Source organism: Lachnospira rogosae (ex Hitch et al. 2025) (genome assembly GCF_040096455.1).
Classification (GTDB): Bacteria; Bacillota; Clostridia; order Lachnospirales; family Lachnospiraceae; genus Lachnospira; species Lachnospira rogosae.
The window spans coordinates 39012-60778 of the sequence record NZ_JBBMER010000002.1 but is presented as its reverse complement, the minus strand read 5'-3'; the positions used below and the strand labels follow the sequence as shown (position 1 = coordinate 60778).

Sequence of the window (21767 nt, the reverse complement as noted above, 5' to 3'; positions counted from 1 at the left end):
GTAATATTTGAGGTTTTGCTTGTAATATGGATATTAATTAGGTACAATAAAAATGTATGCGAAGGGAACTTTATATCTTATAATAATGTATTATAGATATAAGGAGTATACATGGACTTGATTAAATTATATAAAAAGCGTAGATATATTATTAAAACAGTTGTATTAGTATTAATTATTATAATTGCAGGCATATTTTATATAAACCCAACCAAAGAAGATGGCAGTGTTATAATTAATAAAGATAATATTTCAGATAAGGAAAGTGATAGCAAGAGTATTATCGGTGGAGTTACCAGCGGCGGTGCTGCTGATGTTAACAATAGTAATGGTATTAATGGTAGCGAAGCAGGCAATGACGGACTGGATGAGAATAACAGTAAGATATATGTATATATATGTGGTGCAGTTGTTAATGCAGGAGTTGTCAGTGGTGGTGCAGATATGAGACTGTATCAGGCGGTGGAACTTTGCGGAGGTTTTATTGATGAGGCAGACGGCACCAGAGTTAATCTTGCAATGCAGTTAAAGGATGGAGATAAAATATATATCCCATATGCTTACGATGATATAAGCCTGACAGATGAAATGAACAACGGCTGTAATCCTAATGCCACGGGAATATCGGGCAGTAATACAGAGAATTCAGACGGTAATAGCGAAAGTTATGGTGGTAACACAGGGGGAGCAGGCAGTAGTAATCTTATTGATATTAATAAAGCTTCCAAGTCTGAACTTATGCAGTTATCCGGCATAGGTGAGGCGAGGGCATTAGATATAATAAGTTATAGGGAAAAGCATGGTGCTTTTAAAAGGATAGAAGATATAAAGAATGTATCAGGAATAAAAGATGCAGCATTTAACAAGATAAAAGATTATATATGTGTTTGAACAAGGAGTAATTATTAAAGATGGCGGGTAAAGTATTAGTTGTTGATGATGAAAAGATGATTGTTAAAGGAATTAAATTCAGCCTTATACAGGACTACAGTGTGGTTGACTGTGCCTATGATGGTGAAGAAGCACTTGATATGGCGAAGAACAATGATTACGATATAATACTTCTGGATATAATGCTTCCTAAGATGAATGGACTTGAGGTATGCCAGCAGATAAGAGAGTTCTCTAATGTTCCTATAATTATGCTTACGGCCAAGGGCGATGATATGGATAAGATTATGGGACTTGAATATGGTGCGGATGATTATATAACAAAGCCATTTAATATTCTTGAAGTTAAAGCAAGAATGAAAGCAATCTTAAGAAGAAATAATAAGCCTGAGAAAGAACAGGCTAAGAGTAATGTATTAAATATCGGGGATATGAGAATTGACTGTGACAGCAGAAGTCTTTTTATCAGAGGCAAAGAGATTTACCTTACAGCTAAGGAATTTGACCTTTTAGAGCTGCTTGCATTTAATCCTAACAGAGTATATAGCAGAGATGTACTTTTAAAGACAGTGTGGGGAGCGGATTACCCGGGTGATGGACGTACAGTAGATGTTCATATAAGAAGATTAAGAGAGAAGATAGAAGATAATTCAAGTGAACCTAAGTATGTTCATACTAAGTGGGGAGTAGGTTATTATTTTAATGTTTAATATTAATAAAGGAACGCGGGGACAATCGGCTAAATCCAGGATGAATCATAAGAAATTAATAACAGATATATTAAGTTTTTTCTTAAGCACAAGATTCAGACTCGTATTTATAATAGCAGTAATGTCTATTATATCGACAATCTCAGCAGTCAAGGCTGTTAAATATTCATATACGACATCACTTGTTGAAGCAAGGAAAGCATACGTTAATAATGAGGCTGTGCTTATTGCGGCTGAATTTACGAAGTACGGAAGCATTGATGAAGCACATAATGATGGGGTATATGAAAATCTTATGAATTATTCATCGCTTAATGCAATAAGAATAAGGCTTGTAGATAAGAAATATAACATAAGCGTGGATACATATGCTGTTGACACTGGAAAGACTATGATTAATTCCAAGGTTATAACTGTGTATGATAGTCCTAAGACAATAACTGATTACAGCAAAAAGACCGGCAATATAGAAGCAGCTTCTCCTGTATACAACAGCGAGGGACAGCTTATAGCTGTTCTAGTAGTTAATCTTGATATATCAGATATAAGCCAGATAGCAGGGAATGCTTTTGACAGGATATGGGTTATTGAATTTGTGATAATTACTATTATTCTTGTTGTTTCGATTATTGTGACATATTTTTATTTTAAGCCGTATAAGAAAGCACTTCATATTGTTGAAGAAGTTGATTTTGGATATATAGACAAGAGAATGGACGTTAAAGGTTCTACAGAACTTAGACAGTTTGCAAAGCATTTTAACAGTATTATGGACAAGAACAGTGAGCTTGATAATTCAAGGTCTGAGTTTGTGTCAAATGTATCACACGAGTTAAAGACACCTATAACTTCAATTAAGGTTCTTGCCGATTCGCTTAATACGCAGGAAGATGTTCCTGTGGAAGTATATAAGGAATTTATGGTTGATATTGTAAGTGAAATTGACAGGGAGAATAAGATTATTGAGGATCTTTTATGTATGGTAAGGCTTGATAGAGCTTCAGCTACCCTTAATATTTCATCAGTTAATCTTAATGAACTGTTAGAGCTTGTGTTAAAGCGGTTAAAGCCACTTGCACAAAAGAAGAATATAGAATTGCTATTTGAGAGTTTCAGACCGGTTGTGGCACAGATTGATGAGGTTAAGATAACACAGGTAATATCTAATCTTGTTGAAAATGCTATCAAATATAATGATATGGACGGCTGGGTGCATGTTTCACTTAATGCAGATCATCAGTTCTTCTTTGTAAGGGTTGAAGATTCTGGAATTGGAATACCTAAAGAGAGCCAGAGCAGGGTTTTTGAGAGATTTTACAGGGTTGACAAGGCAAGGTCAAGGCAGACAGGTGGAACAGGTCTTGGACTTTCTATAGTTAAGAATATTATATTAATGCACCACGGAACAATTAAGCTGTATAGTGAGGAGGGGATGGGAACAACATTTACTTTCAGAATACCGCTTAATTATGTGGAGTCAGATGATGAGGATAAGAATGAGAATTAGACTATTGATTAATAAGCTGGTAGTTACATTATTATGCTGTTGTATGGCTGTAGAGCTGACGGCGTGTTCTTCACAGAACAGGGGCAGGCAGTATACAGTTTATTATACGAACAGTTCAAAGGACAAGCTTATAGAACAGAATTATAATATTGACATTGACACTTCTATAGAAGATACAGCAAGACAGCTTCTTGATAAGATGAATGTTAAGCCTGCTGATAAGAATGAGTATATAATAAAGCCTGATAATGTTACGCTGTTAGATGTTATGCTTGATGGAAAAGCGATTGCACTTAATTATTCATCTTCATATAAGCAGATGAGTACACAGGTTGAACTGTTATTCAGGGCAGCAGTAGTAAAAATGCTTACGCAGATAGATGATGTATTGTATGTACATTTTTATGTTGATGGCAAGGAAGCTTTGTATGAGGACGGTACAGTTATAGGTGCATTAAAAAAGACAGATTTTACGGAATCAGACAGTGCATTTGGAGAAATGGACTGGCGTAATGTACAGTTGTATTATGCAGATTATACAGGTACAAGGCTTGTTAAAGTCAAGGAAATGCTTGCTTATAATAAGAATATGCCAATAGAAAGAATGATTGTGCAGAGGCTTATAAGCGGACCTACAGCCGCAGGAGCATACACTTCACTGCCAAAGGACGTCAAGCTTCTTGGCGTGTCTGTTGTAGAAAAGGTGTGCTATGTTAATCTTAGCGAGGAGTTCCGTGACGAGCTTGTTAATGTGAGTTCGTATGTTGAGATATATTCAATAGTTAATTCATTATGTGCCCTTGACAGCATAGAGTCTGTTAAAATATTCATTAACGGAGATTATACGAATACGTTCAGGGATAGTATAAGCCTTGACAGGCTGTACAAATTTAATTCGGGTATAGTTGAATAAGCGTTCCGGAAAGGAACAAAAGGTTAGTTATTTGAAAAGACCATTATTAAGTGCGGCTGTAACTCAGCTTATAGCCGCAGTAATATCTACATATTGTTACAGGGAAAAGCTGCATTGGAGTGCAGTGCCTGTAATAGTATTGGTTGGAATTCTGGCATTTGAAGTTTTACGCATATGTGTAAGATTCAATAAGAATTCCTGTCTTTATTATCTTATATTTCTTATATTTCCAGTGACAATAATAAGAACAGGCATAGTAAGTGACAGACTGGGAAAATGTTATGAGGATATAACATTTACAGGCACAATATATAATATGCAGAATAAGGATGGTTATAATGTTTTGTATATTAATAATACGGACATTCATACAGGAATTATTGTATACACAGATGATAATAAATGTAATGCAGGAGACATAGTGCGGGTTACTGGAGATGTTAAGAAATTTGATAAGCCAAGAAATTATGGCAGTTTTGACGCTAATATGTATTATATTTCGCTGGGTTATCCATATAAATGCAATGCAGATAAGGTTGTAGTTACAGAGAGTAACAATAACCGGCTTAGATATATTTTGTATGTAATTAAGCAAAAGATTAAGGGTATATATGCAAAGGTATATAAAGATAAAGCTGGGCTTATGTCATCAATTGTGTTAGGTGATAAATATGAGCTTGATATTAAGACTAAAGAGGAATACCAGAAAAATGGAATTGCACATCTGCTTGCAATAAGCGGTCTGCACATATCTTTAGTTGGTATGGCTGTATATAAGCTAATAAGAAAATATATAGGGATAATGAAAGCTTCTGTAATATCAATCGCGGTTATTATAATGTACCTTATTATGACAGGAGAAACGGTATCTGCCAAAAGGGCGGTATGTATGCTGGTGCTTATTATAATTGCAGATGTATATGGCAGGACATTTGATATTCTTACAGGGTTGTCAGCTGCTTCAATATTAATACTTGGGCGTAATCCATATACGGTCTATAGTATGTCATATATAATGTCATTTCTGGCGATTATAGGTATATCACAGTTATATCCTGTATTAATGCCTGATGAAAAAGCTATAAATAGCAGAATGGACAATACTGGCAAAATAGTAAAAAAGTCGATAGTGTACATTATTAATGCATTGCTATGTAGTATTGCGGTTACATTAGCGACACTTCCAGCAGTGCTTTATAGTTATAATTCGGTATTCATGACAAGTATTTTTATTAACTGCATTGTAATACCACTTATGCCAGTGGTGATGATAACGGGAATTATTACAGCATTTGCTGGTTTTATATCGCTTAAGCTTGCGTATTTTACGGCTGGTGCAGGTAATTATGTTCTTGATTTCTATGACTTTGTGTGCGAACGTAATTCAAGGTTGGGACAGTTCAGAATAATAACAGGACAGCCGCCAGCAGGAATAATTATAGTATATAGTGTGCTAATGATAATATTTATCATTATAAATAAGCCGTCCTTTAAATATAACTTTAACAATTATTACAAGATGCATAGCTTGGTAAATAAAGCAATTAACTGCATTATTGCTGTTATGCTGGTGGTATTGGTTCTTAATATGCACTACAAGCCTTATAACGGGCTGCAGATTAATATGTTAGATGTAGGGCAGGGCGACAGCATATATGTAAGTGCTTCGGGCAGACATAATTTTTTGTTTGATGGTGGAAGTACGGATATTAAAAGTGCAGGACAGTACCGGGTGTATCCTGCATTGCGTGCGATGGGCTGTAAATATATAGACTGCATTTTTATAAGCCATACGGATAATGACCATATAAGTGCAGTTATGGAGCTTATTAAGATGTGTAATGATACATTTTCTATTGGGAGTATTGTTATGCCGGATATTAAAGGCAAAGAGAATATAGAGGCATATATGAAGCTTGTGGATATGGCTGATAAAGCAGGCATAAATGTATGTTATGCCGTAAGAGGATATACATTTACAGTAGGAGAGCTGGATATTAAATGTATACATCCTTGTGCTGGTTACGACTATGAGGATAGTAACGATTATTCTGCTGTTTATTGCATAAGTTATAAAAAATTCTCAATGCTTATGACTGGTGATGCAGAAAGCAGGGCAGAGGACTGCCTTATTAATGATATTAATAAAGAGAGAGCAGCTAATGTAGATATTAAAGATGAGCTTTCTGATATAACAGTTCTAAAGGTGGGACACCACGGCTCTAAATATGCTACAAGTGATAAGCTGCTTAAGACAATTAAGCCGCAGTATGCACTTATATCGTGCGGTATCAATAACAGGTACGGGCATCCCCATAGTGAAACGCTTGAAAGGTTAGAAGACAATAACTGCAAGGTGTATGTTACAAATACATTAGGAGAGATAATAATTAGAACAGACGGATACAAAATGAGCGTTCATCAATATTTACAATAATGCAGTATAAATGGTACAATTATACTTATGAAAACTTTAAATGATAATATTAAAAAAGGCGAATATCAGAAAGTATATCTTATATATGGTGAGGAAGAATATCTTAAAAAGCAGTATAAAGATAGAATGAAACAGGCGATAATAGGTGATGATACTATTAATTACAGTTATTTTGAAGGAGATAATACAAAGCCTGAAGATGTAATTACTATATGTGAGACAATACCATTTTTTAGCGAAAGACGACTTGTTATAGTAAGTGACAGCGGGTATTTTAAGACGGCTAATGATAAAATGGCAGACTATATTAAGGAACTGCCGGATTATCTTATATTAATATTTATAGAAAAAGACGTTGATAAGAGAAATAAAGTATATAAGGCTGTAAGTTCTAATGGATATGTATGTGAAATGCAGTATCAGACACCAGCAACGCTTAAAAGGTGGATAGCAGGAATGATGGCTTCTAATGATTATAAAATAAGTGAGGCAGCATGTGAGCTTCTTCTTGATAAGACTGGTGCAAGTATGGAGCTTATAAGAAATGAGATAGACAAGCTTATAAGCTATTGCAGTGATAAAAAGATGGTTATGCCGCAGGATGTTGAGGCGGTATGTTCAACACAGACTGTAAGCCATATATTCGATATGCTTGAGGCGGTTGCCAATAAGAATAAAGAAAAAGCACTTTCGCTTTATTATGATTTGCTTACATTAAAAGAGCCTCCGATGAGAATACTATATCTTATAGTAAGGCAGTTTAATGGAATATTGCAGGCAAAGGAGCTTGCGGCAAGGGGGCTTTCAAGCAAAGAGATAGCTTCGGCTATAAAGGTTGCACCATTTGTTGCTGGTAAATATCTTTCACAGGCAAAATATTTTACAACAGATACAGTTAAAGATATATTAAATGAATGTGCAGATATAGAAGAACGTGTAAAGCAGGGAAGATTGCAGGATAAGCTCGGAGTAGAGCTTATAATAATTAAATATTCAGCGTAAAATATAATAGGGAATTTCCTATTACATAAAAAAGACTGGTGCGAGGGTATGCACCAGTCTTTTATGTTAAATAAAATAATTAAGCTAAAGTGTTAACAGCCTTAGTAATACGAGATACTTTTCTAGCAGCTGTGTTCTTGTGGAAGATTCCTTTAGAAGCAGCCTTAGATATCTCAGCTATAGCAACAGGAAGAGCAGCTTCAGCAGCAGCCTTGTCACCAGCAGCAACAGCAGCGTCTACCTTCTTGATATAAGTCTTAACCTTAGACTTTATTGCCTTGTTTCTATCAGCTCTTACCTGACTTGTGATTACTCTCTTCTTAGCAGATTTAATGTTAGCCAATCCGTACACCTCCAAATATTAATATAATCTTAGTTATCTGTTTCGCATTAAAGCCGGACACGGACGATCTAATGTAAACATACTCATATATCTTATAGTAGAAAGTCCATAATGTCAACCATTAATTCACAAAAATATTTATCATTAAATAAATATTCCTGCACATTATAAATAATAAGATGTGAAAAATCAATATGATAGAGATTTTTCATATAAAAATAATGATGCAAGGGTCATAATTCAGGGACAAAATACCTTTTGATTCTTGGTGTCATATAAAGTATGGAATTAAATATGTATACAACATTATATGGGAGTTAAAGATATGCAGAATAATATTAGAACAGACCTTGCAGTAGAATTAAATGAGGAGATTTCAAGAAAAGCCGGCAGGTTAAAAGGCATTATTGTAAATCAGCATAAAGATAAGGATACAGGGATAGAAGTTACAAGCCTGAAGGTTACTAATAAAGCAGGTGAGAGAATGATTGGAAAGCCAATGGGCACTTATATAACGATAGAGGCAAGAAAGATAAATGAGATGAATGAAGATTATAACAATAATGTCACCGAAATTCTGAAAAATTATATCAGCGAACTTATAGGTGAGCTGTTAAAAAATAAAAAAGTTAAAGATAACGGAAAGGATAGCAGACAAGATAATAAAATACCATTTTCAGGTGGGAAAAATATAAGCTCCAAAAGACACATAAGTCTTTTGGTGGCAGGACTTGGCAACAGGGATATTACATCGGACTCGCTTGGACCACTTGTTGCAAAGAACCTGTATATTAATGGACATATTGATAATGATGATACGGGGCTGTGTGTATGTTCAATAATACCGGGAGTTATGGGGGATACAGGTATGGAAACTGCGGATATAATTAAGGGAATTGCAAAGCAGATAAATCCGTCAGTTATTATTGCAATAGATGCACTTGCAGCAAGAAATATAGAAAGGCTTAATACTACAATACAGCTGTCGGATATGGGCATTAATCCAGGATCAGGAGTAGGCAATCACAGAGTTGGAATTAATTATGAGAATATAGGAATACCAGTTCTTGCAATTGGAGTTCCAACAGTAATAGATGCTTTGACAATAGTAACAGACCTTGTAAGTCCTCTTATAGGTGATTGCAGTGCTGATGAGATAGCAGCATTTTTTTCAGGGATAGACAATAATATGAAGGATATGTATGTCACACCTAAAGCGATAGATCAGGACATTAAAAATATAAGTGCGATAATATCATCAGCTATAAATAACCTGGAGCAGGCTGGAATATCTGGATAATTACAAGCTTTGAACGGACTGTAAAATTATTAGTTATAAATACAATATTTTGGCTGATGGATATTTTTAAATAAAATAGGTAATATTCTTAATAAGCATTAATACAATTAAATATCAGATATAAATTCGATATAAAAGTACAGTAAAGTTGTATACAAGAATGGAGGATTAGCATGGAGCGTAAGCACAGGCTGTCATCATTATTGTCAATTGTGATTATTGTAATTGTATTGGCACTTATAGGTAAGAATATGAAGGTAACAGCATTTATAGAGGATACATTTATTAGTGGCTGTTTAAGGCTTATGTCACCTGCAATGCTGTTTTATGACAAGCCACAACTGCTGGATAATAATATATGGGCACAGCTGGTTAATAATGTTGTACCTGTCAATGCTGTGATTAATAACCAGAATGATGATTATATAAAGCTTGCAGACAATGATGCAGGTGGTGTTATAAGTATTAATGCTGGAGCAGATAATCTGGTAAATGGTCTTAACAATGGTGAAGATAATAGCGGTACAAAAAATGAGACAGATAATAATGCAGGCAATGCTGGTGATACACAGCCGCAGGAGAGTATAATTGCAGGAAATACCACGCAGAACAGTAATATTAACAACAGCCAGCAATTGAACGAATCGGATATACGGAATATTATTTCAAGAAATACAGTGAGCGGTGCAGTATATGATAAATCGCAGCTTACAGATTATAACTTTGTGAGAAGCCATTTTTATACAGTTACATCAATAACGGATCTGACTGACAGTATACTGCGGCCGGCAGAATTTATAGAGAAAAATCTTGCAATAAGCAAGGATAACAGCAAGCCGCAGATACTCATTTTCCATACTCATTCACAGGAGGGATTTACAGATACAGTAGAGGGAGATGTGTCAACGACAATAATAGGAGTTGGCGATTATCTCACAGAACTGCTTGTCAATAAGTATGGATATAATGTCATACACGATACGAGTGTGTATGATTATGTAGACGGAAAACTTGACAGAAGCAAGGCATATACATATGCAGAAAACGGTATTGAGAAAATACTTGCTGACAACCCTACGATAGAAGTTGTTATTGATCTGCACAGAGATGGTGTTGCAGATACAACACATCTGCTTACTAATATTGACGGAAAAGATATGGCGAGGGTTATGCTTTTTAATGGACTTAGCTATAGTAAGGTAAATGGCGATATTGCATATCTTAATAATCCTTACAGGGACGATAATATTGCTATGAGCCTGCAAATGCAGTTGTTAGGCGAGGCTTATTATCCGGGATATCTTAGAAATATATATGTTAATGCATACAGGTACTGCCTTCACAAAAGAGGAAGGTCAATGTTAATAGAGGCAGGAGCACAGACTAATACAGTTGGAGAGGTTAAAAATGCTATGGAGCCATTAGCGGATATTCTTAATAAATGTTTATCGGGTGAGAAAATGATTAATTAATTGTACTTGAATTACGGCTGATTTGATTGTATTATAATTACGTTAATCAGTTAAACTGATAAATCGATAAAATAAAGGCTAGGAGATATAAGTATATGAATAGAGTATTAGAAGATATACAGCCAAAGAATGTATTTAGATTTTTCGAGGATATATGTAATATTCCACACGGTTCAGGCAATGTTGAGAAGATAAGCAGATATCTTGTTGATTTTGCCAAGGAAAGAGGACTTGATTACAGACAGGATGAGAATTTCAATGTTGTTATAAGAAAGCCAGCAACTAAGGGAAGCACAGGAGCACCAGTTATTATTCAGGGACATATGGATATGGTTGCTGTTAAGACACCAGACAAAGATAAAGATATGGAAAATGAAGGCCTTGACCTTTTAGTTGATGGTGATTATATAAAGGCAGACAGAACAAGCCTTGGTGGAGATGATGGAATAGCAGTAGCATATGCACTTGCAATTCTTGATGATGACTCAATCAAACATCCGGATATTGAAGCTATATTTACGGTAGATGAAGAAGTAGGTATGCTTGGTGCAGAAGCTATGGATTGTTCAGATATTAAGGGAAGAATAATGCTTAATATTGATTCAGAAGATGAAGGTATCTTCTTATCAAGCTGTGCAGGTGGAGCTGTTATTATATCTAAGTATCCGGCAGTAAATACAGAAGTTACGGGAACAGAAGTCACAATAAATGTATCGGGAGTTACAAGCGGACATTCTGGTGTTGATATTATATACCAGAGAGCTAATGCCAATGTTGTTCTTGGCAGACTTCTTTTTGAATTATCAAAGCAGTACAACTATAATATCAGGACTATCTCAGGTGGTGAGAAAGATAATTCAATTGCCCCACGTTCAGAAGCAGTTATCGTTGTAGAAGATGGTGATACTGCTGGCGTAGTAGAAATGCTTAATAAGTATGCACAGCTTATAATTAATGAATATAGTGTTACAGATAAGGATATGTCTATTAAAGTAAGTCAAGGCAGTAAAGTTTCTGTCCAGGCAATGGATTACAGTTCTACTAATAAGGTTGTACTTGCACTTACACATATTCAGGATGGTGTTGTTAAATTAAGCAACGACATTAAAGGACTTGTACAGACATCAATTAATGCGGGTGTTGTAAGAATGGAAGATGGAAAGGTTGTAATTACGTATCTTCTTAGAAGCTCAGTAGAGAGCGAGAAAGAATACCTTATAGATAAGGTTACAAGTATGGTTGAGCTTCTTGGTGGTGAATATGTTATCACAGGAAAGTATCCAGCCTGGGAATACAGGAAAGAGTCAAAGTTAAGAGAAATTATGTCTGATTCTTTCAAAAAATTATACGGAAAAGAACCGGTTATTCAGGCTATACACGCAGGTGTTGAGTGTGGTATGTTTGCAGATAAGCTTGACGGACTTGACTGTGTATCATTCGGACCGGATATTATTGATATTCATACATTTAATGAAAAGCTTAATGTACCATCAGTACAACGTACATGGGAGCTTATATTAGATGTACTTGCTTCATTCTAATTAATAAATACAAAGCAGTAATTGATATGCGTTAAATCAGAAAATGGCTTGCAAAAAGTTCATATTTAGATTATTTAGGCATATTGATTGCTGTTTTTTAATTTGTTTATACAAATGTAACAAAAATCACAGCATTTTTAATAAAATATTGACAGATGTTATATATAATGTTATCTTATATGAGTACATAGCATTTAGCTATAATCTATTAATGATACAATAGATAATTCGTAGTAATACATTTATAGAATACAATCTATTGTTATTGTACCTGAAAAGGTATGTCGTGGGCGTGGGTCTTGCCCAGTTAATTCCCAATTATGTATATATTCACTGCGCAGGAATATAACTATTATTTTACGAAAGGAATATATTAAATGAAAGAAACTAATACTATATCTATGATGAATTTTGAGGATTTTAAGAAAGTTATTATGAAGAAAGCTGAACCTGTAGCAGGAGAAGGTGGGACTGTTGATATAACACACGTTATAAAGAATAATGGTTGTGAATATGACGGGCTTATTATACTTAATAAGGGGAGTGTGATATCGCCAACAATATATTTGAATGATTATTATGAGCAGTATGTTAATGGTAAATCAATAGACAGTATATTTGCTGGAATTAAGGAGTTGTATTATCTGAATAAAGACAGATTATCGGTTGATACGCAGAGTCTTATGAGTTTTGAGGGGATAAAAGATAAAATTGTATACAAGCTTATTAATTACAATGCGAACAGGAAGCTGCTAAGCCTTGTGCCACACAAGAAAATACTTGACCTTGCAATGGTATATTACTGCATATTAGGGGAGATTGAGGATGGCAATGCAACAGCTCTTATATATAACAGCAATATAAAGAACTGGCACATAAAAGAAGATGAGCTGTACAGGACAGCGGTTAGTAATACACCTAAGCTTCTTCCTGTAAAGATATATGAAATGTCAGAACTTATTAAATATGTTGATACAGCAGAGGGAAGATATTCATTGGATGATCCTTGGTGCAGTAATCTTTATGTACTTACTAATAAAAGCCGAATTAATGGTGCGGCGGGCATTATGTATGAGGGAGTATTAAAGAAGCTTGCAGATAAGCTGGAGAGTGATATGTATATATTGCCTTCATCAATCCATGAAGTTATTATTCTTCCAAAGTCAACAATGTTTAATAAAGAGGAACTGATGGCTATGGTAAGAGATGTTAATACAGAGGGAGTTTCAAAAGATGAAGTTCTGTCATATACAGTGTATGAATATGACAGAAATACAGAAGAACTATATTCTTAAATGCACACAATGGGAGTCGAACCCACGACCTTTCGCTCCGGAGGCGAACGCTCTATCCAACTGAGCTATATGTGCTGATAATAATTAATAATACACTATTTTTTATAAACAAGCAAATGTTTTGATTTTGTTGTATGTTTTTGATATTATAATATGAGTGCCTGAAGGATAAAATAATATATTCTTATTGAAAAATACATAAATACATATATGAAAATATGCAATGTATGGCATATTTAAAAATGTATAATGATATGTGGATATATAGAGAATGGAATTATCCTTCTGGCACCATAAAGTTTATGGCTTCTGATATTTAATCAGAAGGCGATAATTTTGAAAGGAGCACATATATAATATATATGCGGATAAATAAATATTTAAGTGCCAAGGGAGTATGTTCAAGGCGTGAGGCTGACAGGCTTTTAGAGGCAGGCAGGATAACAGTTGACGGGGCCGTTGCTGAATGTGGGCAGCAGGTTGATGATAATAATATTATATGTATAGATGGCAGTAAGATTTCTAATGATAAACCAGAAGATATACTTATAGCATTTAATAAGCCCGTTGGCATTGTATGTACAACAACTAACAAGCAGGGAAATAACAATATTGTTGATTATATAGGCTACAGTGAAAGAATATATCCGATAGGAAGGCTTGATAAGGAGTCGGACGGACTTATTCTTCTTACAAATAATGGTGAAATAACTGACAGGATATTACGCTCAGTTAATGGACACGAGAAAGAATACATTGTTAAAGTTAACAAGAATATAACTAAAGATTTTCTTGATAAAATGTCTGCTGGCGTGTATTTAAAAGAATTAAATGTCAAGACTAAACAGTGCAGAATATATAAAGTAAACAGCAATACATTCAGAATTGTACTGACACAGGGGCTTAACAGGCAGATAAGAAGAATGTGTCAGGAGTTGGGATATAAGGTTGAAAAGCTTACAAGAATACGGGTTATGAATATTGAACTGGGTGACCTTGCCTGCGGCGAATACAGAGTAGTAGAGGGTGCAGAGAAAGAAAAGCTTTATAACAGCCTGTAGGGTGTGAGTGCTGCTTTTTTTGCTATAGCTGGATAAGAGAAGCTTTGAAATAGGTTTATAGGTATGAATATTTAATTGTTAATCTGGAGGAATATTAAGATATGGAGAAGTTAGATAGAATTAAGGAGCTTGTTGCACTTCTTAATAAGGCAGGAAAAAGCTATTATTCAGAGGGACAGGAAATAATGTCTAATTATGAATATGATGCTTTATATGATGAACTTAAAAAGCTTGAAGAGGAAACTGGCTGTGTGCTTTCGGACAGTCCTACAGTAAATGTTGGATATGAAGTATTAAGTGAGCTTCCAAAGGAACGACACGACTCACCAATGTTAAGTCTTGATAAGACCAAAGACAGGGAAAGCTTAAGGAGCTGGTTAAAAGACCAGAAAGGATTGTTATCGTGGAAGCTTGATGGACTTACTATAGTTCTTACATATGAGAATGGAGAACTGGTAAAGGCGGTAACAAGAGGCAATGGACAGATTGGTGAAATTATTACTAACAATGCAAGAATGTTTAAGAATATACCTGTAACTATAAGTTATAAGGGAAGACTTGTGTTAAGAGGAGAAGCAATTATAACTTATTCTGATTTTAACAGAATTAATGAGGAAATTCCTGAAACAGATGCCAAGTACAAAAATCCAAGAAATCTTTGCAGTGGCTCAGTAAGACAGCTCAATAATAAGATAACAAAAGAGCGTAATGTCAATTTCTTTGCATTTACGCTTGTATCAGCAGATGGAGTAGATTTTAATAATTCAAGAAAATGCCAGTTTGAATGGCTTAAAAGCCAGGGATTTGATGTTGTTGAATATAAGGAAGTTGATAAAGATAATATACTAGATGCAATTGACTGGTTTGAGCATACAATTGTTAATAACGATTTTCCGTCAGATGGACTTGTTATTATATATGATGATATTGCTTATGGTGAATCGCTTGGAAGAACAGCGAAGTTTCCAAGAAATGCTATGGCATTCAAATGGACAGATGAAACCGCAGAAACTACATTAAAAGAGATAGAATGGAGTGCTTCAAGAACGGGACTTATCAATCCTGTGGCAATATTTGAACCGGTTGAACTGGAAGGAACTAAAGTTTCAAGGGCAAGCGTGCATAATATAAGCATAATGGAAAGCCTTAAGCTTGGAATAGGTGACACAATTAAAGTATTTAAGGCCAATATGATTATTCCGCAGATTGCAGAAAATATTACACAGAGCGGAACAGTAAGGATACCAGAAGTCTGTCCGGTATGTGGTGGAAAGACAAGGATAAGCGATGTTAATGATGTAAAATCATTGTATTGTGATAATGAACAGTGTCAGGCTAAGCACATAAAAAGCTTTGCACTTCTGGCATCAAGAGATGCACTTAATATAGACGGTTTATCAGAGGCAACTTTAGAAAAGTTCATTCAGAAAGGTTTCCTTAAGAGGAGAGGGGACATTTTCAGAATATCAAGATATAAAGATGAGATAACATCAATGGAGGGCTTTGGCGAGAAGTCTTATAATAATCTTATTGAAGCACTTGAAAAGGCGAAAGATACAGATTTAGTCAGGGTTATATATGGCCTTGGAATAGATAATGTGGGACTTTCCACAGCAAGATTAATAGTTAATAAGCTTAATAATGACCCTGAGGCGGTTCTTAAAGCAACAGCAGATGAACTTACTGATATAGATGGAATAGGTGAAGTTATAGCAGAGGCATTTGTTGAATATTTTAAAAATGAAGATAAGAAAGATGAGTATCTTGACATATTAAGTGAGGTTAATATTAAAGAGGCTGAAAATGTACAGACAACCGAGGAACTTGCTGGCAAGACATTTGTTATAACAGGAAATGTTAATCATTTTGCTAACCGTAATGAACTTAAGGCACTTATAGAGAGTATGGGAGGCAAGGTGACAGGTTCTGTCACAGGTAACACATCGTATCTTATTAATAATGATAGTACATCGCAGTCAACTAAGAACAAGAAAGCTGCCCAGCTTGGTGTTCCAGTGATTACGGAGGAAGAATTCATCAAGCTTGCAGGAAAAGATGAATTGTTGTAGAATACATCATTAACAGTAAGTTTGACTATATTAAAATGTGATTTACACAGGAATCGAGGTAAATATGCCAATTAAAATACAGAATGATCTTCCAGCTAAGCACGAGTTAGAGGAAGAAAATATATTCGTGATGGACGAAAGCAGGGCACTTTCACAGGATTTCAGAGAATTGCAGATAGCAATTCTTAATCTTATGCCAATAAAGCAGGACACAGAATTGCAGTTATTAAGAGCATTATCTAATACTCCATTACAGATTGATGTGACATTTATACAGACAGAATCACACGTGTCAAAGAATACATCATCATCACATATAAAGAAATTTTATGAAACATTTTCTAATGTAAAAGACAGAAATTTCGATGGACTTATAATAACAGGAGCACCAGTTGAAAAGCTTGCATTTGAAGAAGTGAACTACTGGGATGAGCTTACAACAATAATGGAGTGGTCAAAAGAGCACGTTACATCAACACTCCACATATGCTGGGGTGCACAGGCGGGACTTTACTACCATTATGGAATTAAGAAAGTCCTTCTTGATGAGAAATTATCAGGTGTATACAAGCACCACGTTCTTAACAGAAAAGAGCCTCTTGTAAGGGGATTTGATGATTTCTTTATGGCACCACATTCAAGATATACAGAAGCGTGCAGGAAAGATATATTAAACAACAAACAGCTCAAGGTATTTGCTGATTCAGATGAAGCGGGCATATATATTGCAATAGGACAGGACGGCAAGCATATATTTGTTATGGGTCACCCTGAATATGACAGGATGACACTTGATCAGGAATATAAGAGAGATTTAGACAAGGGGCTTGAGCCACAACTTCCAGTGAACTATTATCCAGATGATGATTGCAACAGAAAGCCAGTGTTATCTTGGAGAAGCCACGCTAATAATCTTTATACTAACTGGCTGAATTATTATGTATATCAGACGACCCCTTATGACCTTAATGAGAAGGTTCAGACGTATGGGAATTAGGGTGGGGATTTGTTGTTGTTTGGAAAGTAGGTGATGTTATTCTTGCAATATTGCTATTTGGAGAAATAAAATAATTATGTTTTTATTATAAGCACCAACAGAGTAAAATCTTAAGGTGCTTATTTTTTACGCAATTATAATGGCTGGTCTATATCTGATGGTATAGATACTTGACGTACGCAAAAACGTACGTTATAATAATTTTGACATAAAAATTTCTACATTCAAGATAATATTTAGCATATAATTAAAGAAGAACAGATGCAAAATATAATATAATTTATAAGAGATAAGATAGAAACATATAGAGTGTAAGAGAGAAAAACATAATAGAGTGTAAGAGAGATTTAATGAGAGAATAGTAATAAAAAATAATTACATTTAGTACAAAATAGAACAGTATATTTGATTAAAGGAAAAAGGTAAGGAGATTTTATTATGTCAGCAATTAATATAACAAATGCAAGAAAGGAACTCTATAATTTGGTGGAGGACGTTAATCTCTATAGTGAACCAACTTTAATTGTAAGTAAGAAAGGTAATGCGGTTCTGATATCGGAAAGTGATTGGAATGCAATTCAGGAGACGATTTATCTTAATTCCATTCCAGGTATGGTTGAGTCCATAAAAGAAGGAATGGATACGGCAATAGAGGATTGCGTGCCCGAAGAAGATGTAGAGTGGTAAAAATATGTACCGAATAGTTTACACTAAACAGGCAGTAAAAGACATTAAGAATTTGAAAAGTGTACATCTTGATGAAAAAGCAAAAAAGCTAATAGAGGTTATTAAAGAGAATCCATTCCAAAATCCACCTCCATATGAGGAATTACTTGGTAATTTACAAGGTGTATATTCAAGAAGAATAAATATTCAGCATAGATTGGTATATCAAGTGTATAATGAGCCGATTATAGCTGGTGAAATTGAGTATAATGGAACGATAAAGATTATCAGAATGTGGACACATTATGATAAAGTAAGATAAAAATAATCAACAGAATTAAGGTGACCCAATATGATAAACGAAAAAGAAATAATGCCCTTTAATTTCTTCAAATATGGTGGCATATACACCGGTGGGCATAATGGTATGAGATATAAGATTGAGCGTACAGGCGAAAAGCCAGATTATGTACTTAATGTACTAATCTGGCAGGGTCCGTATGCCTCAACGGCGATGAAGGAAGAAGATATTACAGCTAAGGAATTTGAATATTCAGAAGAAGGCAGGAGCAGTGCAATTCAGTGGATACAAGATATGTATGATACTAACATTGACCGCTGGGAAAATGCACCATCAATTAATCAGGTAAAGTCAACCTTGGAATAGATTATTATATAGATTAAGCAGGATAATAGTATATTTGCACACAAAGAAAATATACTGTTAAGGGTGAGTGCGGTTACACAAGATAACAGGCTTGTTATTAATCTAAGTGTTATATTAGATGATGTAACTGCAATAATACTTAAGCTTAATGGAGTAATTATATTATTTATGATATCTGGCTTAAAATGATACATTTTGTAAAGCTTGATATAATGCAGGGCACACACTAATATATTGCTGATTATAAGTCCGTAGATATATCCGGATATGCCAATTCCGGGAACGAGCAGTATTAATGAGGCTATTCTTATAGCAAGACCAGTTATGCTGTATGCACAGGTTCTTGCAGTCATATTAAGACCGTTTAATATGCTTGCAAGGCTTGTTTTGACATATAGAAATGGACATATACAGGCAAGCATAATGGTATAATTGTATACACTGGGTTCGTGAAACAGTGTTGCTCCAAGTCTGCCAATGTATAATATAAATAGCACACAGCTCATTATACCAAGGTGCATACATATATTCACGGACTGGTGAAGAGTTGTGATTACACTGGAACTACGTTGTACAGAGTTGTCTTCTGACACTTTAGGAAGAAGCATAACAGACATTGAGTTGGTTATGGCAGACGGAAAGAGGAGCAGTGGAAGTGTCATTCCAGATATAATTCCATAAGTGCTGACAGCATTTTCTTTTGACAAGCCATATATAATAAGCTGGGCTGGGATTAATATTGCCTCAGCACTTTCAAACAGGTGCAAAAGGAGGCTGTTTAAGTTGAGCGGGAGAGCATATAGTGCAATAACTCTGATGTAAGAGGTTTTGCATGCTGAACAGCTATTGTTATTTCTAATAATTTTATTATTCTTATTATTCTTATTATTTTGTTTGTTGTTTACATAGACACATCCAATGCAGAATATATCTGCACAGACTTCACCTGCGATATTACCATATAAAGCATCAGTTACAGTTAAAGTTTCCAGATTTCCAGAAATCAGGTGATAATAGATTATCACACTGAATATTCGTATTAATTGCTCGATTATCTGTGATATTGCGGGAATAAATGTCTTTTTACAGCCGTAATAATAACCGCATATACAGCTGTGTATTGTGGATAAGGGAATACCAATTGCGATTATCTGGATAAGTGGAGCACAATCGGCGTTAAACATAAGTTTATCGGCTATTTCATATGAAAATGTGGCACATACCGCAGAAAATATACAGGATAACGGAAAACTCATTAAAAGACCACCAAGGAGTACATTGATATTTCCGTGTGTCTGTGCTGTGTATTTGGAAATTGCAGAATTAAAGCCACACATACATACAGAAAATGCAATTCCACATAAGGGAAGAACTAATTGCAGCATTCCCATTCCGTATGAGCCAATGTGTGAATTAAGAAAAATGCGGTAATAAAATCCAAGGATGCGGCATAGAAGTCCAGCGATTGTAAGGATGATAGTTCCTTTGATTACAGGAGTATATAGTAGTTGTCTGCCTGATTTGCTGCTCATAATTAAGAAAAGGCTCCGTTGTCTTTATTAACATAGTATGCAGCTTTTGAATATAATATTAATAAGTAATACAGTGGATTGTGAACTTAAATATTGACTGTATGGAAAGAGGGAAAAGCTGGGAGGAGGCATATGTTATATCTTGATAATGCGGCGACAACGCCTATGAGTTTGCCGGTGTGTAAGGCTATGTGGCAGTATATGATAAATGATTATGGAAATCCATCGTCAATATATGAATGTGGAAGAAATAATAAAAGGGCAGTTGAAGAAGCGAGGGCAAATATAGCCGGACTGATAGGCACAGAGGCTGATAATATATATTTTACATCTGGCGGAACTGAGAGCGATAACTGGGCATTAGAGGCAGCGGTTGCAGGAAAGCACAGTGGAACTATTATAGTAAGTGGAATTGAACACCCTGCAATATTAAATAAATGCAGGGATTTAGAGAAACGTGGGTATAATATAGAATATTTAAGATGCACATCGGATGGCATAATTGATATTGAGGATTTAAGAAGAAAGATAAAAGATGATACTTTGCTTATATCGGTTATGCTTGTTAATAATGAGATAGGAACAATACAGCCATTAATGCAGGTTAGTGCGGTGGCATCAGAATACGGTATTCCTGTTCATACAGATGCGGTTGCGGCATTTGGACATATTGATATTGATGTTCATAAGCTTGGAGTATCTATGCTCAGCGTGAGTGCACATAAAATATGCGGACCTAAAGGTGTTGGATTTTTGTATACAGACAGGGAGCTTGAGCCGTTAATATATGGAGGCGGACAGGAGAAAAATATGCGTTCCGGTACAGAAAATGTTGCTGGAATAATCGGACTTGCAACAGCTGCGGATATTGCTGTTAATACACTGCATTACAGAATGGAAAAAGAGTGGAATATACAAAGATATATGGCAGAGCGGATAGTTAATGAAATCCCGTATACAAGCATTAATGGCAATATGACAGGCAGGGTATCAGGAAATATTAATATCTGTTTTAAAGGTATAAGTGCAGGTGAACTTGTGCTTCTTTTGGATAAACAGGGCATATGCGTATCCTCTGGTTCGGCGTGTCACGGCAATCACGGCGGACCTTCGCACGTATTAAAGGCTATAGGAAAGACTGATGAAGAAAGCCTTGCTTCAATAAGACTCACATTTAATCATACATTAAATCAAAATCAGGCTGATTACTGCATTGATTGTATTAAGAAAAATGTTGCAGCATTACGGAAAATTAAAAATGATTAAAATAAATCTTGAAACTATAAAAAATAATGCACTTTACAAAAAGCGAAAAATATATCAAAAGATTAATATAATATCAGCCCACAAGTATGAAAGCAAAA

Annotated in this window: 19 protein-coding genes and 1 tRNA gene; 17 read left to right on the top strand and 3 right to left on the bottom strand. The window is 35.0% G+C overall.

Translation table 11 applies throughout. The annotated features are described in order from the left end of the window. Window positions 1–117: 117 nt before the first annotated feature. From WMO14_RS02710 to holA, 6 genes are read left to right on the top strand one after another with little or no spacing between them, the layout of a single operon-like run. Window positions 118–891, top strand: coding sequence for a helix-hairpin-helix domain-containing protein (locus WMO14_RS02710; protein WP_349153226.1), 774 nt, complete (start codon window positions 118–120; stop codon window positions 889–891). 20 nt (window positions 892–911) lie between these two features. Continuing rightward, window positions 912–1601: a response regulator transcription factor gene (locus WMO14_RS02705; protein WP_055307154.1), complete on the top strand. Its 690-nt coding sequence runs from the start codon at window positions 912–914 to the stop codon at window positions 1599–1601. After that, entirely contained in the window at window positions 1594–3108 is a 1515-nt protein-coding gene (locus WMO14_RS02700) for a sensor histidine kinase (RefSeq protein ID WP_349153225.1), read from the top strand. Before WMO14_RS02705 ends, WMO14_RS02700 begins: the two co-directional genes overlap by 8 nt. Further along, window positions 3098–4021 carry a GerMN domain-containing protein gene (locus WMO14_RS02695; RefSeq protein WP_349153224.1) on the top strand — a complete coding sequence of 308 codons (924 nt, stop codon included), beginning with the start codon at window positions 3098–3100 and terminating at the stop codon, window positions 4019–4021. The genes WMO14_RS02700 and WMO14_RS02695 overlap by 11 nt, the downstream gene beginning before the upstream one ends. Window positions 4022–4052: 31 nt before the next feature. Next, window positions 4053–6458 carry a DNA internalization-related competence protein ComEC/Rec2 gene (locus WMO14_RS02690; RefSeq protein WP_349153223.1) on the top strand — a complete coding sequence of 802 codons (2406 nt, stop codon included), beginning with the start codon at window positions 4053–4055 and terminating at the stop codon, window positions 6456–6458. Between the two features lie 27 nt (window positions 6459–6485). Continuing rightward, window positions 6486–7460 (top strand): DNA polymerase III subunit delta, encoded by a 975-nt coding sequence (holA, locus tag WMO14_RS02685; RefSeq protein ID WP_022502079.1) that lies wholly within the window; start codon window positions 6486–6488, stop codon window positions 7458–7460. 79 nt (window positions 7461–7539) lie between these two features. Here the strand turns inward: holA and rpsT are convergent, their stop codons facing one another. After that, window positions 7540–7803, bottom strand: a complete 264-nt coding sequence (rpsT, locus tag WMO14_RS02680) for a 30S ribosomal protein S20 (protein WP_022502078.1) — start codon at window positions 7801–7803, stop codon at window positions 7540–7542. Between the two features lie 325 nt (window positions 7804–8128). Between rpsT and gpr the strand changes: the two genes are divergently transcribed. The 4 genes from gpr to WMO14_RS02660 all read left to right on the top strand — a co-directional run bounded on the left by gpr (window position 8129) and on the right by WMO14_RS02660 (window position 13411). Continuing rightward, the gene (gene gpr, locus WMO14_RS02675; RefSeq protein ID WP_349153222.1) at window positions 8129–9103 is read left to right on the top strand and encodes a GPR endopeptidase; all 975 of its coding nucleotides are present in this window, start codon (window positions 8129–8131) and stop codon (window positions 9101–9103) included. Between the two features lie 173 nt (window positions 9104–9276). Beyond that, entirely contained in the window at window positions 9277–10575 is a 1299-nt protein-coding gene (locus tag WMO14_RS02670) for a stage II sporulation protein P (RefSeq protein ID WP_349153221.1), read from the top strand. 95 nt (window positions 10576–10670) lie between these two features. Beyond that, window positions 10671–12116: an aminoacyl-histidine dipeptidase gene (locus WMO14_RS02665; RefSeq protein WP_055174265.1), complete on the top strand. Its 1446-nt coding sequence runs from the start codon at window positions 10671–10673 to the stop codon at window positions 12114–12116. A 377-nt stretch (window positions 12117–12493) separates the two neighbouring features. Continuing rightward, window positions 12494–13411 carry a DUF5688 family protein gene (locus WMO14_RS02660; RefSeq protein WP_022502074.1) on the top strand — a complete coding sequence of 306 codons (918 nt, stop codon included), beginning with the start codon at window positions 12494–12496 and terminating at the stop codon, window positions 13409–13411. A 1-nt stretch (window position 13412) separates the two neighbouring features. On the opposite strand, the gene WMO14_RS02655 is transcribed toward WMO14_RS02660, so the two are convergent. Continuing rightward, window positions 13413–13486: transfer RNA gene (locus tag WMO14_RS02655), tRNA-Arg, on the bottom strand. A gap of 287 nt (window positions 13487–13773) precedes the next feature. On the opposite strand from WMO14_RS02655, the gene WMO14_RS02650 reads away from it, so the two are divergent. The 6 genes from WMO14_RS02650 to WMO14_RS02625 all read left to right on the top strand — a co-directional run bounded on the left by WMO14_RS02650 (window position 13774) and on the right by WMO14_RS02625 (window position 18871). Continuing rightward, window positions 13774–14472, top strand: a complete 699-nt coding sequence (locus WMO14_RS02650) for a pseudouridine synthase (protein WP_022502073.1) — start codon at window positions 13774–13776, stop codon at window positions 14470–14472. A 101-nt stretch (window positions 14473–14573) separates the two neighbouring features. Next, entirely contained in the window at window positions 14574–16541 is a 1968-nt protein-coding gene (gene ligA / locus WMO14_RS02645) for an NAD-dependent DNA ligase LigA (RefSeq protein WP_055307149.1), read from the top strand. A 64-nt stretch (window positions 16542–16605) separates the two neighbouring features. Next, window positions 16606–17538 (top strand): homoserine O-acetyltransferase MetA, encoded by a 933-nt coding sequence (gene metA, locus WMO14_RS02640; RefSeq protein WP_055307148.1) that lies wholly within the window; start codon window positions 16606–16608, stop codon window positions 17536–17538. 438 nt (window positions 17539–17976) lie between these two features. Beyond that, complete coding sequence (locus WMO14_RS02635) at window positions 17977–18225, top strand: type II toxin-antitoxin system Phd/YefM family antitoxin (RefSeq protein WP_055174270.1); 249 nt, start codon at window positions 17977–17979, stop codon at window positions 18223–18225. A 4-nt stretch (window positions 18226–18229) separates the two neighbouring features. Continuing rightward, the gene (locus WMO14_RS02630) at window positions 18230–18526 is read left to right on the top strand and encodes a Txe/YoeB family addiction module toxin (RefSeq protein WP_022502221.1); all 297 of its coding nucleotides are present in this window, start codon (window positions 18230–18232) and stop codon (window positions 18524–18526) included. Between the two features lie 105 nt (window positions 18527–18631). Then, entirely contained in the window at window positions 18632–18871 is a 240-nt protein-coding gene (locus tag WMO14_RS02625; RefSeq protein WP_242858672.1) for a hypothetical protein, read from the top strand. Here WMO14_RS02625 and WMO14_RS02620 read toward each other — a convergent pair. Further along, entirely contained in the window at window positions 18847–20403 is a 1557-nt protein-coding gene (locus WMO14_RS02620) for an oligosaccharide flippase family protein (RefSeq protein ID WP_349153220.1), read from the bottom strand. The two genes, WMO14_RS02625 and WMO14_RS02620, sit on opposite strands and share 25 nt — an antisense overlap. Window positions 20404–20535: 132 nt before the next feature. Between WMO14_RS02620 and WMO14_RS02615 the strand changes: the two genes are divergently transcribed. Continuing rightward, window positions 20536–21669: a cysteine desulfurase family protein gene (locus tag WMO14_RS02615; protein WP_349153219.1), complete on the top strand. Its 1134-nt coding sequence runs from the start codon at window positions 20536–20538 to the stop codon at window positions 21667–21669. Window positions 21670–21767: the final 98 nt, after the last annotated feature.

Bases quoted from the DNA above. Each gene is read 5' to 3' on its own strand.
- metA (WP_055307148.1), top strand. From the start codon at position 16,606: ATGCCAATTAAAATACAGAATGATCTTCCAGCTAAGCACGAGTTAGAG.
- WMO14_RS02700 (WP_349153225.1), top strand. From the start codon at position 1,594: ATGTTTAATATTAATAAAGGAACGCGGGGACAATCGGCTAAATCCAGG.
- WMO14_RS02660 (WP_022502074.1), top strand. From the start codon at position 12,494: ATGAAAGAAACTAATACTATATCTATGATGAATTTTGAGGATTTTAAG.
- WMO14_RS02670 (WP_349153221.1), top strand. From the start codon at position 9,277: ATGGAGCGTAAGCACAGGCTGTCATCATTATTGTCAATTGTGATTATT.
- WMO14_RS02635 (WP_055174270.1), top strand. From the start codon at position 17,977: ATGTCAGCAATTAATATAACAAATGCAAGAAAGGAACTCTATAATTTG.
- WMO14_RS02620 (WP_349153220.1), bottom strand. From the start codon at position 20,403: ATGAGCAGCAAATCAGGCAGACAACTACTATATACTCCTGTAATCAAA.
- holA (WP_022502079.1), top strand. From the start codon at position 6,486: ATGAAAACTTTAAATGATAATATTAAAAAAGGCGAATATCAGAAAGTA.
- WMO14_RS02615 (WP_349153219.1), top strand. From the start codon at position 20,536: ATGTTATATCTTGATAATGCGGCGACAACGCCTATGAGTTTGCCGGTG.
- WMO14_RS02650 (WP_022502073.1), top strand. From the start codon at position 13,774: ATGCGGATAAATAAATATTTAAGTGCCAAGGGAGTATGTTCAAGGCGT.
- WMO14_RS02695 (WP_349153224.1), top strand. From the start codon at position 3,098: ATGAGAATTAGACTATTGATTAATAAGCTGGTAGTTACATTATTATGC.
- WMO14_RS02665 (WP_055174265.1), top strand. From the start codon at position 10,671: ATGAATAGAGTATTAGAAGATATACAGCCAAAGAATGTATTTAGATTT.
- WMO14_RS02625 (WP_242858672.1), top strand. From the start codon at position 18,632: ATGAGATATAAGATTGAGCGTACAGGCGAAAAGCCAGATTATGTACTT.
- WMO14_RS02630 (WP_022502221.1), top strand. From the start codon at position 18,230: ATGTACCGAATAGTTTACACTAAACAGGCAGTAAAAGACATTAAGAAT.
- gpr (WP_349153222.1), top strand. From the start codon at position 8,129: ATGCAGAATAATATTAGAACAGACCTTGCAGTAGAATTAAATGAGGAG.
- WMO14_RS02705 (WP_055307154.1), top strand. From the start codon at position 912: ATGGCGGGTAAAGTATTAGTTGTTGATGATGAAAAGATGATTGTTAAA.
- ligA (WP_055307149.1), top strand. From the start codon at position 14,574: ATGGAGAAGTTAGATAGAATTAAGGAGCTTGTTGCACTTCTTAATAAG.